Source organism: Streptococcus nasisuis (genome assembly GCF_040836615.1).
Classification (GTDB): Bacteria; Bacillota; Bacilli; order Lactobacillales; family Streptococcaceae; genus Streptococcus; species Streptococcus suis_V.
This window is the reverse complement of the sequence record NZ_CP162268.1, coordinates 1,163,114-1,176,350: the sequence shown is the minus strand read 5'-3', so window position 1 is coordinate 1,176,350 and position 13,237 is coordinate 1,163,114. Positions and strand designations below refer to the sequence as shown.

Below are 13,237 nucleotides of genomic sequence, written 5' to 3'. Positions count from 1 at the left end.
TCTTGTCAACTCCCTGTCAACCTAGCCCATCTGCTCGGATAAGTCTTCCCATTCTACCATGAGGCTATCATGTTGGGCAGTCAGTTGGTCGATTTCTTTCTGGTAATCGGTCAGCTGGCCGATGTCGTTGGTTTCTAGCATGGCTTGGTTGAGCTCGCTCAGGCGGTTCTCAATAGTCTCGATTTCTACCTCGATTTGCTCGATGCGGCGGGCCAATTTACGTTGCTCTTTGAGATTTTCCTTTTGGGCTTGGTAGTCCATGGCTCCGGCTGATTGGTTAGCCATTTCTATCTGGTCAGGCAGGGCTTCTGCTTCCAGCTCTGCCTTTTTCTCCAAATAATAATCGTAGTCGCCCAAATAGAGCGTGGAGCCAGTTTCCGAGATTTCCAGTACCTTGGTGGCGACGCGGTTGATGAAATAACGATCGTGGCTGACAAAGAGGAGGGTGCCATCAAAGTCGATGAGGGCATTTTCCAAGACCTCCTTGCTGTCGATATCCAAGTGGTTGGTCGGCTCATCAAGGATGAGGAAGTTGTTGTTTTCCATGGACAGCTTGGCGAGGAGCAGGCGGGCTTTTTCCCCACCAGACAGCATGGAGACGGACTTTTTGACGTCATCGCCTGAGAAGAGGAAGGCTCCAAGGCGGTTGCGGATTTCCACTTCAGGTGTGGTCGGAAAGGCTGACCAGAGCTCCTCCAAGACCGTGTTGGAGGGCGTCAGTGCCGACTGGGTCTGGTCATAGTAGCCCACTTCCACATTGGCACCTAGCTTAGCTTCCCCTTTGATAAATGGCAGAGCTCCGATGATGGACTTGAGCAGGGTTGTTTTTCCGATTCCATTCGGGCCGACTATGGCAATGGCATCCAGCTTTCGTTGGTCAATGGAAATGGGCTGAGAAAGTATTTCTCCATCGTAGCCCACCGCAGCATTTTCCACTGTCAAAACAATATTGCCAGAAGACTTGTCCGACTGGAAGGTCATATTAGCAGATTTTTTACCAGTTGTCGGCTTGTCCAGTCGCTCCATCTTCTCCAACTGCTTGCGTCTAGCCTGGGCACGCTTGGTGGTCGAAGCTCGAACGATATTTTTTTGGACAAAGTCTTCTAACTTGGCAATTTCCTTTTGTTGTTTCTCATAGTTTTGCAACTCGGTCTGCAGTTTCTGCTCTTTGAGCTCGACAAACTGAGAATAATTGCCCACATAGCGATCCAAGGAATGCTTGGTCAAATCCAGTGTCAGTGTCGCCACCTTGTCCAAGAAATAGCGGTCGTGGCTGACGATAATCAAAGCTCCCTTGTAATGCACTAGGTAGTTTTCCAGCCAAGCAATCGTGTCAATGTCCAGGTGGTTGGTTGGCTCATCCAGTACCAATAACTCTGGACTTTCAAGCAGCATCTTTGCCAGTGCAAGTCGCGTATTTTGACCCCCAGAGAGCTCAGAGATTTTCATATCCCACATGGTCTGGTCAAACTTAAAGCCGTTCAAAATAGCACGAATATCCGCCTCATAGCTAAAACCACCTGCCAGACGAAATTCCTCTGACAGACTATCATAGGTCTTCATGAGCTGGTCGAGTTCACTACCAGACAAACTGCCCATCTGCTCTTCCATAGATCGCAGGCGTTTCTCTGTCATCCGCAGGTCGTCAAAGACATGGAGCATTTCATTGTAGATAGTATTTTCTGATTCAAAACGACTGTCCTGAGCCAAATAGGAAAGGGATAAATCACGCTTGGTTGAAATTTCACCGCTGGTCGCAGTCTCTTCTCCGACAAGAATTTTAAGAAGAGTTGACTTACCCGCACCATTTTTTCCAACAAGGGCAATCCGGTCCCGCTCGTCGACTTGAATGTTGATATTGTTAAATAAAACCTCGTCCGCAAAAGAGCGTTCAATCTTGTTTCCGTTCAATATAATCATACTCAATATTTTACCATAAAACACTCAAAAACTCCCCACCGAAAAAGTAGAGGAGTTCCAATAAAAGGGAAGTTCACCATACTTCTATGAACTAATGTCTAGAAATAAGTCTTAAGAAACATTATTCTAGCGACAGTGAATCTTCACCAGTAAGAGAACGGACTAACCGAAGTAAATAACTCCAATCAACCTTAAAATGATTAAATCGACTTCTCTGACTTTAAACTTGTTTCAACTGATTTTGTATAGAAGATAAAAAACATAACTAACCGTTGATAAACTCCAAACAAAACCCAAAATTGGAGTAAATCCTCAGGAATTTTCACATCTAATCGTTCAAGAAGGGCCTTAATAATTTGCGAATGTGCCAAAATTCTATTTTTACTACGAAGTGAACTATAATTATTGTCCCAAACTCGATAATATAACAACTTCGCTGATAAAATCTCCACCGCCAAAGACTGATCCATGAGGCAGAATCTTGTCCAAAATTCATCATCTTCTGCTCCATCAAATATGGGGGATTCTGAATAGTAAAAGCCATACTTATCAAATACCTTTTGAACTGATACTGTTCGAAACATTGTCGTTGAATTCGCTATAGAGCTATTGCAATTTAATAATCCCGCAATAATTTGAGGTTTCTAGAACTTGACTGTTATAGCGTCAGAAATATTTACCAATTTGAGTGGTTCGGTGTCATCAATATAATCAACCATAGACCCTACTATCATACAATCCCTGTGTTTTTCCAAATAATCAATCTGAATTGCAAAACGATCTGGGTGAGCGATATCGTCCGAATCCATACGGGATCCATATGGGCAACAAATTCAGTTTTAACCTCACTCAAAGCTAGATTCATACTAGTAGAAATACCTAGTTTTTTATCACTTTTTATCAAATATATCCTAGGGCCCCGATAAGACTTTATGATATCTGCAGTCTTATCCTCACTACCATCATCAACAATAAGGAACTTAAAATCTTGGTCGCTTTGACAGAGGATACTATCAATTGCTTCCTTAATAACAGTGTCCCTATTATAGACTGGCATAATTACAGTTAGCTTTGCCATTATTTCTCCAAAATATTTCCCACTTAATTAATAGTAACATTATTTTTACAATTATAGTAGCAAAAAATCCAGCTCTGGACTGGATTGGATTTCATCAATTCACAAAGCCTTGCAAGAGTTCCCAATGTTGCCAAACAAGGTATAGCCCGCCTCCGATAATGATAAGCAAAATCAGGAATTTTATCAAGCCTTTGACAAAGCGGACGATAAGCATCAAAATCATGGACACAATCAACCAGCCCCAGGCCGATGAATTGAGTAGATTATCCATACCAATCAGGCTTGAGCCTGCCATTGCTCGCAAGGGAGCTGGAATTTTCTCTAGCCAGTCGGTGGTCAGACCAAGCTGGCGGACAATGACTGAGCTGGTTGACTGCAGCCAGACAAAGATACCAGCATTGTAGAGCAAGAGAAAAACTTGTTCGGGGTAACGCTTAATGAACTTAATCAAAATAAATCCTTTCTAGTTGTTTGCATAAAGCTGAATGACCGCATCCACATCTTCCTGCTGAATGCCTGTATAGGACCCTGCAGACTCCATGACAGAAGCTCTGCTATCTTCATGACCTAAGCCAAGGGCATGCCCCAGCTCATGCTCAGCCGTGTGCAGGATTCGGTCAAATTCATAACCATATTGGGGATTTAAAAGATAGTAACGATTGAGTTTCACCGTCACACTGGTATAAAAATTGGTCAGAAGATTAGTCGTCGAATTGGCCTCCCCAGCAGCCTGGGTAGCACTATCATTGACATCTGTCGCAATAATATCTGCTGCCTCCGGGCTATCGACCAACTCAAACGTAAAGGCACCTGTCTGGTTCCAATTGGCAATGGCCTGCACGTAGGCCTGGCGTAAAATTGGCTCCTGGCTCTCAATATACACCGTAGCGCGATTGCTTTCCCACCGTCCATGGTCGCCTGTGTTGACAGTATCCGTAGCTAGATGCTTGATAGTATCGACACCCTCTTGTAGCTTGACTGGGGACTGTCCTTTGACAATCAGCTCCGCCTCCTGCAGAACCCTATCCAAGGTTTGGTAGGCATTTTCCCTCTGAAAAACAAAGAGCAAAGCCAGGGCCAGGGCTGTGATTAAAACAGTCGACCAGATAAAATTCCAAATCAAGCTGACCAACCAAGTAAGAATTCTTAGGAAAAATCCAAGGACACTTTTTATTAGTTTCATAGACTATACCTCTTTCTGGAGATGGTCAACAGTATAGCAAATAAAGCTAAAATTTACCTTAAAGCAGCTTAGGATAGTCTTTCCTCCAACTCAAAGTCAATCGGCAGCCATTGGAGGACGTACTCGATTTGCTGGTTCCAATAGTACCACTCGTGCTTACCAGGTCCCTTACTAGCCTCGATGTCCAAGCCCATCTTTTTCAAATCAGCAATAGCCTTCTCATGACCTGCAAAAAGAAAATCTTCCTCTCCACACCAAGCGTAAAACTTGGTTTTCTTATCTGACTGCTTGGCAATCTCTGTCAAATTATTTGGATTCTTAGCATTATGAATGTCTCCGAACACACCCGTCCAGTAGGCTAGATTTCCCAAATCAGCCGTCCCTTCATTGTCAAAATCAAAGGACAGGGCACCAGAAAGCGAGGCCGCGTATGAAAAACAGTTGGTAGACAGGGCAATCTTGAAGGCACCATAGCCGCCCATAGACAGCCCTGCGATGAAATTCTTCTCCCGCTTGCTGGACATATTTGGGAAGAATCGTTTGAGAACCTGCGACAACTCAAGCGCAATCGCATCATAATAATTCATGCCGTAGGTCGTATTAGTGTACCAGCCCTTGTCCGTATTAACCATGACAACGATGAGATTGGTATAGCGTACCAATCGTTCTATGGTCGAACGATTGAGCCAGGAATCCTGATTGCCACCCATCCCATGCAAGAGGTAGAGGACTGGGATGTCCTTATCATCAGGATTAGGAATACGATTGCGGTCTGGATAAATGACATTAACCTGCCGTGACATATCCAAGGCCTCCGAATGATATTCAATTTTCATAATAGCCATCTGCTTTCTCCTATTCTAAAGAGCCAGTTTGGACTGGCTCTCATCACTTATTTTCTCTTATTTTACTTCCATAATCACCGGCAAAATAGCTGGGCGACGTTTGGTTTGGTCAAAGAGGAATTTTGCCAGGTCATCGCGGACGGTTGCCTTCAGTTCTGACCAGTCAAAGCTATCCTTGGTAAAGTAGTTTTCCACGCTGGCATTGACCAAATCAGATGCCTCACGCAGGATGTCCTTGCTCTTCTTGACATAGACAAAGCCACGGGTATTGACCCTCGCCTTAGAAATAATGCGTTTCTCACGGCGATTGACCGTCAGAGCCACGATGAAAATACCGTCCTCTGATAGGATTTTACGGTCACGGAGGACCACATTTCCCACATCTCCCATGGCATTACCATCAATCATGATATCCCCTGCTGGAACGGCCCCACTGTGGACAAAATCACCATCCTCATAGGCCATAACATCACCACGTTTGACGATGATAATATTTTCTGGATACATGCCAATTTCCAGCGCAGCCTTGGCGTGAGCGTTGAGCTGGCGATACTCACCTTGAATCGGGAAGAGATACTTGGGTTTCATGATATTAAGCATGAGCTGCAAATCACGCGCATTGCCGTGACCAGACACATGCAGGTTCTTGGCCACAGACTTGACGGTGCCCCCCGCCTTATAAATCATGTTTTCCACACGAGCTACAACCGCTTCCTTAGAAATACTTGGTGTCGTTACAATGTAGACCAAATCTCCATCCTTGATTTCCACATAGCGGTGGCGACCGATTGACATCTTACGCAGACCATTGAGGGGCTCACCCATACGACCAGTTTCAAGAATAATCAGCTCATGGTCCTCATACTTGTTCATGTCCTTAGGCTTGACCAAGAGACGCTCGCTGACCAACTTCAATTTTTTCAGGGAAATAGCTGTGCGGACAATATTTTCCACGTCATGACCAGTCAGAACGACACGACGACCTGTCTTGTCAGCTGCATCGAAAATTTGCTGGATACGGGTAATATTGCTGGCCACTGCTGCTACAATGATACGACCTTCCCAGTCGGAAATGGTATTGTAAATTTCATTGGCCACCTCTTTCATGCTGGCCAGCTGAACCTTACTATCCGCATTGGCAGAATCAGAAAGCAGGGCCAAGACACCCTCATTACCAATCTCAGCCAAGCGACCAAAATCCGTCTGGTAGAGCTTATCAGCTGCCTGGTCAAACTTGAAATCACCAGTATAGACGATATTGCCCTGGTCAGTCTTGATGACCACACCCAAACTCTCAGGAATGGAGTGGGTTGTCTGGAAGAAGGATACCACCGCATCACCAAAATCAATCTCCGTATCTGCATCGATGACATGGAAATCATTGAATTTTTTGGTAGAATTATTGTTTTTTACAATCAATTTTGCCAATTCCACCGTCAAGTGTGAACCGAAAACCGGTACCTTCACTTTTTCCAGCAGATAAGGCAGGGCACCAATGGCATCCGCATGCCCGTGGGACAAGAAAACGCCAGCCACACGCTGTTTGTTTTCTTCCAAATAATCAAAGTTTGGCACGACCACGTCCACACCCAGCTGTTCATTTTCAGGATATTTGGCTCCAGCGTCCAATACAAAAATATGCTCATTGACTTCAGCGATGTAGAGATTTTTTCCGTTCTCACGTACACCACCGAGCGCCATGATTTTTATGCTACTCATCTTTTCTCCTTTGGGGCAATCATACCTGCCCAGTTTATTTTTTCATACCAACGGTCCTTGCCTCCTCACAGTTCAGACGCAAGTCGAATTACAGTCTGCTACACATGTAGCTGTCGTTTCTATTATACAATTTTTCAGGAAAATTTACAAAAAACTCTGCCGATTTGTTGACAGAGCTTTATTATCCTATGGCAGGTCGACGATATGGATATCAAAACCCAAACTTTCTACAAAAGCAAGAACATCCTGGGTTGCCACAAAAATTGTCTTGGTATTTATATTTGGATGAAATGTCAGAATCTTTTCCGTCAAGATTTCCCTATCAAAATAGACTTCAATATCTTTTTGGGGATTATTGAGCAAACCAAAGATGGAAACTGTCTTCGCAGGCAACCGCATTTTTTCCCAGAGACTGTCGCTTGCATCCATGCGAATGCGGTTGGCACCAACCATTTCCTTAAAGCCTCCATGTCCAGCTGTTTCTGGTCGTCCATAATCAAGAGATAAAAGGCCGTCTTTTTCCTATTGGTCAAAAACATGGACTTGGTCCGCACACCTTCCATTCCTTCAATATAATAATCAGCCTCCTGGGTTGTCAGGGCAGTAGGATGCTCAACCATATCATAAGAAATTCCCAACTGCTTTAATTTTTAAACCAGTTCTTCATACATAAGGACACCTCTTTTTCTCTATATTGATATTCTATTAGAGAGTATGTTTTAATTCAGTAATAAGAAAAAGAGAATCAAATCGATTCCCTTAATCATGAATATTAGATTTCATCGCGTTTCTTTTTTGCGAGTCCAAAAGTAAGTCCCATTGACATCATACCAACAACTGCCATGATATCTGAATTTACTGATGATGTTTTTGGCAATGTTTTTTCAGATTCTGACTTAGCAGAATTTGATTGGCTTGTGCCTTGAGCAGGAGCAACACCCGCACTCAAAGAAGTAAGGTTAACAGTTCCAGCTGAACCATTTGCACCCGCAGCACCGGCACCACCAGCAGCTGCAACTCCTGAATCTTGAGGAATATTTGAGCCTTCCGTTGGTGTGTTTCCTAGATTTGTAGGAGATACTAGAGTAGTAAGAATAGGAAGTTCACCTTCTGGCAATGCGTCAGCTGTAGGAGCTACCGCTGGTACAGCAACAATTGTTCCATCAGGAAGCTGGAAGACATTGTTCCCAGTTGCCAAGCGGTACAAGTTGAGCAGACGAAGATACTCTTCTTTTGCTTCAACAGTCAGAGCAGTTTTATCCTTAAGGATATCATATTGTTCAACCAAGTCTGCTTTTTGCTTCAACAAGAGACCAGCCAAAATAGATTTCTGTGTCTCTAGTCGCTCTTTATCTGCAATCAAGGTTGTTGCATTTGCAACCAATTTCTCTGTCTCAGTAATTTTCTCTTTCAAGCCAGCAATTCTAGCATGAATTTTGACTAATTTGTCTTTGGCAGCCGTTTCAGCTTCTACTGCCTTGTCATAGTCTTCTTGAGCTTGAGCAACTTTTGCCACCTCTGCTTTTTGAGCCACAAGCGCTTTAGCAAGTGCTGTTTGAGCTTGTCCTTGTTTCGTTAGGAGTTGTTGGTTCTGTGCAGTAAGCGAAGCTAAATTCTTCTGAGCAACTGTCAACTGATACTGAGTCTGCTCAAGTGTAGTCTTCGCTGTTGCCAAGTTATCCTTAGTTGTTTGCAAACGATTTTTAGCTGTACGAAGTGTTTGATTCGCTGCAACAACAATAGATGCAGATTCCAAGTTAGTACTTTTCAAGTTAGACAATGTTGTCTCGAGAGTTTTAATTTCTGCCTTGAGCTTGTTAATCGCATTTGTGTTGTCAACTGTTGTGCTAGTAGTACCAGTAATTGGCGTCTGACTAAAGTTTGAACTTACAATATTCGACGAAGGAATCATGTAAATTTGAGTCTGCGTAGCCTTGGTACTGCGGAATTGACTTGAGGCAACTCGTGATGTGGCACCAAGATAATAAGTATCATTGCCTGAATTTTGCAGGAGCGAAATCGTATGACCGAAGCTAGAACCTTCATCGTTAAAGAGCATATAAACCAATGAGTTGTAGAAGAGCCCTTTTAACTGATCGACTGTTGTAGCATGTCCAAAGTCCCCCAAGGACTCGTAGCCACGATTATCCAAAGATTTAAGACCACTTGCTGTTGCTGCGGAACCAATAGCTATGAAATCATGGTTAAGTGTACTTAAACCTTTGCTATTGTAAGCACTTGCAACACGCTTAGCAAAATCTTGGGCTGAACTTGTCACAGCAACTGATGCTAAACCCAGTTGTGTACGAACCCCATTCAATATCTCTGCTGTAAACTGTGCAATCTCATTTTGAACTTCCTTGGTAAGGTTAGCCGGGTCAATTGTACGAGTTTTATCTGCTGCAATTGATTGGTAGGTGTTCACACCGCTTCCGCCCCATTGAATACCATAAGTTCCTTGTTGACTGGCAACTACAATTTTTGATTTATTTTGATTTACAACACTAGTGAAAGCTGGAGAGCCTGTATAACCAGCATTCTCAATTTGTTTAAGAGCAGGGTAGGCTGTGTTGATGTAAGAGCTTGGCAAGGTAATCTTATTGCTACCAACTACAGATTTAACCGTATTTGTTGTCGTCGTAGTTGTTGCTGGTGTATTTGCCAACTCCGTCTTCTTAGCTGACAATTTTGCATTGACTTGACTGATTTCTTTATCTAAGTCTTGCTTAGCAGTTGTTTGTGCTGAAGTCAGCGCCTTTTCAGCATTTGTAACAGCAGTTTCATTTACTTTGACAGCGTTCTCAAGGCTTGAAACTTGCTGAATCTGCTTTGCTTCAGTTGTTTTGAGATTGTCTACTGCTGTTTGAGCACTTTCAAGACCAACTTCAGCTAAGTCTGCTTTAACATCAGCAAGAGCTGTTTCAGCATCTGCCACTACTTGATTAGCTGCTACTTCGCCAGCTTTAGCTGTTGCCAAATCAGTTGCCTCAGTCGCCACAAGTGATTCTGCGGTTGCAATAGCTGTTTCAGCAGGAGTAATCGTTGCTTCCTCGCTAGCAATTTTTGATTCAGTTTGCTCGATAATCTGAGGAGCATTCTCAATTATCGTTTGAGCACTGTCAATTGCAGCAATCTCACTATCAATCTGGTCCAATTGTGCCTGAGTGCTGTCCATTTCCGCAGTTGCAGTTGCCACAACTTCTTCTTGGGCTACTTGCTCAGCTTCAGCTGCCTTATAAACGTCTTCAGCAGCGATAACCTCTTCCTCTGTTACTGGAGAAGCTGTTTCACTACTTGTAGAATCGGTAGTGGTTGTTGCATCTGTTGCTTCTGTAGTTAATACCTGATCAGCTACTGGCTCTGCCGGCACGACTACTTCACTAGCTTCTACTGCTTGTTGTCCTAGGACGGCCAATGTTGTTGCAGCAGCAAAACCTGCTGTTTTTGCAATCTTCTTCGTCATTCGTTTCTCCTACATTCTTAGCATGAGTTTAATATAAAAACATATTACAGGTGAGTCATTATTATACTCGCTTCTCTATTCTAACCTTATTTGATAGCATTTGCAAGCTCCGACAGGTATGATTTTCCTTATTTTTATTTGCTTTTTTTAAGCTAACTTCATCAAGTCCTTTACCCGCTTGGATTTCTTCAAAACATTAAGTTTTTGTTACAGATTTGTCAAAAATATTTCTAGCAAAAATAGAGAAATTTTCCTGATTATTTTTTGGATTCTTCCACTATTGATTCCGACTTTTTTCAATTTATGCTATACTAATATCAGAACTATACGGAGGTGACTATGATTAAACTAATCGCCCTTGATATGGACGGAACCCTGCTTAATGAGAAGAAGGAATTGACCCAGCCACAGATTGATACCATCCACCAGGCTGTTGCTGCTGGTGTGACCGTCGTACTCTGCACAGGTCGTCCCCTGGTCGGTGTCAAGCCTTTTGTGGAACAGCTGGGCTTTGACCAAGAAGACGAGTACATCATCGTCAACAACGGTTGCTCGACCCATTTGACCAAGGATTGGAGTCTGATCGACTGGGAGGAGCTGACTCAGACAGACTTGGACTACCTTGACACATTTACAAATACTGATGAGGTTCAACTCACACTCTTCGACGAAGACCATTTCTTTGTCGTTGCACAAAAAGCAAATGAAACCGTTGTTCATGATGCCAGCCTGGTCGGGATGACACCTATTTCCATCAACCTAGAAGAAGCAAAATCTGGCAAACACCGCTTCTTTGAAGCCATGTTTGTCGGTGAAAAAGAGGCCATTGATGCTTTTGAAAATACCCACAATCCTGTCCTCAGCCAGAAATATTCGACCGTTCGCAGTCAAGAATACCTGCTGGAAATCCTACCAAACGGTGCCAGCAAGGCCTCTGGGCTGAAAAAATTGGCTGACCGTCTAGGAATATTGCCTGAGGAAATCATGGCTGTTGGCGATGCCAATAATGACTTGGAAATGATTGCCTTTGCAGGACTGGGCATTGCCATGGGAAATGCGAATGAGCAAGTCAAGGCCATTGCCCAAGATATCACCGACAGCAATGAAAACAACGGTGTGGCCAAGGCCATTGAAAAATACATTTTGAACAAGTAAGGAGACCACATGAAATACCCAACACTACTCGAACGATTTTTAGTCTACGTCAAAGAAAATACCCGCTCTGATGAGAACTCAACCACCACTCCATCTACTCAAAACCAGGTCGAATTTGCCCAGAACATCCTCCTGCCTGAGATGAAACGCATCGGTCTGCAGGATGTCCGCTACCTACCTAACGGCTTTGCGGTGGGAACCCTACCTGCCAACGATCCTAGCCTGACCCGTAAAATCGGCTTTATTGCCCACATGGATACGGCGGATTTCAATGCTGAAGGGGTCAATCCTCAAATCATTGAAAATTATGACGGAAATCCGATTGCGCTTGGAACTTCTGGCTATGAACTCCATCCAAAAGATTTCCCACAACTGGGCAACTACCACGGTCAGACCTTGATTACCACTGACGGTACAACCTTGTTGGGTTCAGATGATAAGTCTGGTATTGCTGAAATCATGACGGCCATTGAATTTTTGGTTAACAATCCAGATATCAAGCACTGTGAAATCCGTGTCGGCTTTGGACCAGATGAAGAAATTGGTGTCGGTGCCGATAAATTTGACGTTGAAGACTTTGACGTGGACTTTGCCTATACTATGGACGGTGGTGCCCTTGGCGAGCTCCAGTACGAGACCTTCTCGGCTGCTGCTGCTAAGATTGACTTCCTAGGCCGAAATGTCCATCCGGGAACTGCCAAAGACCAGATGATCAACGCCTTCCAGCTAGCCATTGATTTCCACAATACCCTACCAGAGGCAGACCGTCCTGAACTTACGGAGGGCTATCAGGGATTCTTCCACCTCATGAATATGGAAGGTAGTGTAGATACTGCGTCTACCACATACATTATCCGCGATTTTGAGGAAGAGGATTTCCAGGCCCGCAAGCAGCTCATGCTGGATATTGCGGACAAGATGAATGCCAGCTTTGATACGCCACGCATCATCGTCAACCTCCAGGACCAGTACTACAACATGAAGAAAATCATCGAGAAGGATATGACACCGATTACCATCGCCAAAGAAGTAATGGAAAACTTGGGCATCACTCCTATTATCGAGCCAGTTCGTGGAGGAACAGACGGCTCTAAGATTTCCTTCATGGGCATTCCAACGCCAAATATCTTCGCAGGTGGTGAAAACATGCACGGCCGCTTCGAGTTCGTTAGCCTGCAAACCATGGAAAAAGCTGTTGATGTGATTTTAGGTATTGTAGCTTACAAATAAGAAGGAAAAGTAGGTTTTCTGAAAAAATCTACTTTTTTGAAAGTTGTTCGATATAACTATTGTATTATTCAAATAATACTGTTATAATAGAACCATCAAAAAGAAATGGAGTTTTATTATGACAGAAGAAACATTTGCACAAGGTATTTTAGTTGGGCTTTGGGGAGTCGGTATGATTTTTTCACTCATTTGGTATGTCCTCCTTGCCGTTTCCAACTTCATCCTCTTTAAAAAAGCTGGCTATGCTGGTTGGAAATCCCTCATTCCTTTCTACAACCTTTATGTCCAACAATGTATCACATTCGGCGAAGACAAGGGCTGGTTTATCCTATTCCTACTCATCCCACTTGCTGGACCACTTTATGGTATTTATTTGACTTACTGCTATGGTAAAGCATTTGGTTTGTCTGATATTCAAGCCATCTTCTATGTCTTGTTTACACCACTTTTCAATGTCTACTTCGCCTTCAATGACGAAAGCCGTTACCAAGGTCCACAAACTTTCTTTATCGACTAATATCAAATGAAGCAACTTTTTCTAGCTGGAAGGGTTGCTTTTACTTTTTTTAAAAAATATATAAAAAATTTATATAATTACTTGACTTTAGGAAATGATGGGTATATTATTTATATATAAAATATTT

The 13,237-nt window shown here is 43.3% G+C and carries 11 protein-coding genes and 1 pseudogene; 3 read left to right on the top strand and 9 right to left on the bottom strand.

What is annotated here, in order from left to right; genetic code table 11:
• Positions 1–21: 21 nt before the first annotated feature.
• The 9 genes and pseudogenes from AB1F57_RS06005 to AB1F57_RS05965 form a co-directional block, all read right to left on the bottom strand.
• Positions 22–1,920 (bottom strand): ABC-F family ATP-binding cassette domain-containing protein, encoded by a 1,899-nt coding sequence (locus AB1F57_RS06005; protein WP_170239149.1) that lies wholly within the window; start codon positions 1,918–1,920, stop codon positions 22–24.
• A gap of 200 nt (positions 1,921–2,120) precedes the next feature.
• Positions 2,121–2,504 (bottom strand): hypothetical protein, encoded by a 384-nt coding sequence (locus AB1F57_RS06000; RefSeq protein WP_367986270.1) that lies wholly within the window; start codon positions 2,502–2,504, stop codon positions 2,121–2,123.
• Positions 2,505–2,650: 146 nt separating this feature from the next.
• Positions 2,651–2,998, bottom strand: a complete 348-nt coding sequence (locus AB1F57_RS05995) for a glycosyltransferase family A protein (RefSeq protein WP_170239150.1) — start codon at positions 2,996–2,998, stop codon at positions 2,651–2,653.
• A gap of 94 nt (positions 2,999–3,092) precedes the next feature.
• Entirely contained in the window at positions 3,093–3,449 is a 357-nt protein-coding gene (locus AB1F57_RS05990; RefSeq protein ID WP_212754836.1) for a hypothetical protein, read from the bottom strand.
• A 12-nt stretch (positions 3,450–3,461) separates the two neighbouring features.
• Complete coding sequence (locus tag AB1F57_RS05985) at positions 3,462–4,181, bottom strand: M57 family metalloprotease (protein ID WP_170239151.1); 720 nt, start codon at positions 4,179–4,181, stop codon at positions 3,462–3,464.
• A gap of 68 nt (positions 4,182–4,249) precedes the next feature.
• Positions 4,250–5,026 carry an alpha/beta hydrolase gene (locus tag AB1F57_RS05980; protein WP_367986269.1) on the bottom strand — a complete coding sequence of 259 codons (777 nt, stop codon included), beginning with the start codon at positions 5,024–5,026 and terminating at the stop codon, positions 4,250–4,252.
• Between the two features lie 57 nt (positions 5,027–5,083).
• Positions 5,084–6,745: a ribonuclease J gene (locus AB1F57_RS05975; protein ID WP_367986268.1), complete on the bottom strand. Its 1,662-nt coding sequence runs from the start codon at positions 6,743–6,745 to the stop codon at positions 5,084–5,086.
• A gap of 186 nt (positions 6,746–6,931) precedes the next feature.
• Positions 6,932–7,365, bottom strand: a pseudogene (locus AB1F57_RS05970) (YbaK/EbsC family protein).
• Between the two features lie 152 nt (positions 7,366–7,517).
• Positions 7,518–10,208: an SEC10/PgrA surface exclusion domain-containing protein gene (locus AB1F57_RS05965; RefSeq protein WP_367986267.1), complete on the bottom strand. Its 2,691-nt coding sequence runs from the start codon at positions 10,206–10,208 to the stop codon at positions 7,518–7,520.
• Positions 10,209–10,547: 339 nt separating this feature from the next.
• Between AB1F57_RS05965 and AB1F57_RS05960 the strand changes: the two genes are divergently transcribed.
• The 3 genes from AB1F57_RS05960 to AB1F57_RS05950 all read left to right on the top strand — a co-directional run bounded on the left by AB1F57_RS05960 (position 10,548) and on the right by AB1F57_RS05950 (position 13,110).
• Positions 10,548–11,363, top strand: coding sequence for a Cof-type HAD-IIB family hydrolase (locus tag AB1F57_RS05960; RefSeq protein WP_367986266.1), 816 nt, complete (start codon positions 10,548–10,550; stop codon positions 11,361–11,363).
• 9 nt (positions 11,364–11,372) lie between these two features.
• Positions 11,373–12,593, top strand: coding sequence for a peptidase T (pepT, locus tag AB1F57_RS05955; protein WP_174853066.1), 1,221 nt, complete (start codon positions 11,373–11,375; stop codon positions 12,591–12,593).
• Positions 12,594–12,711: 118 nt separating this feature from the next.
• Positions 12,712–13,110, top strand: a complete 399-nt coding sequence (locus AB1F57_RS05950; protein WP_367986265.1) for a DUF5684 domain-containing protein — start codon at positions 12,712–12,714, stop codon at positions 13,108–13,110.
• Positions 13,111–13,237 lie beyond the last annotated feature (127 nt).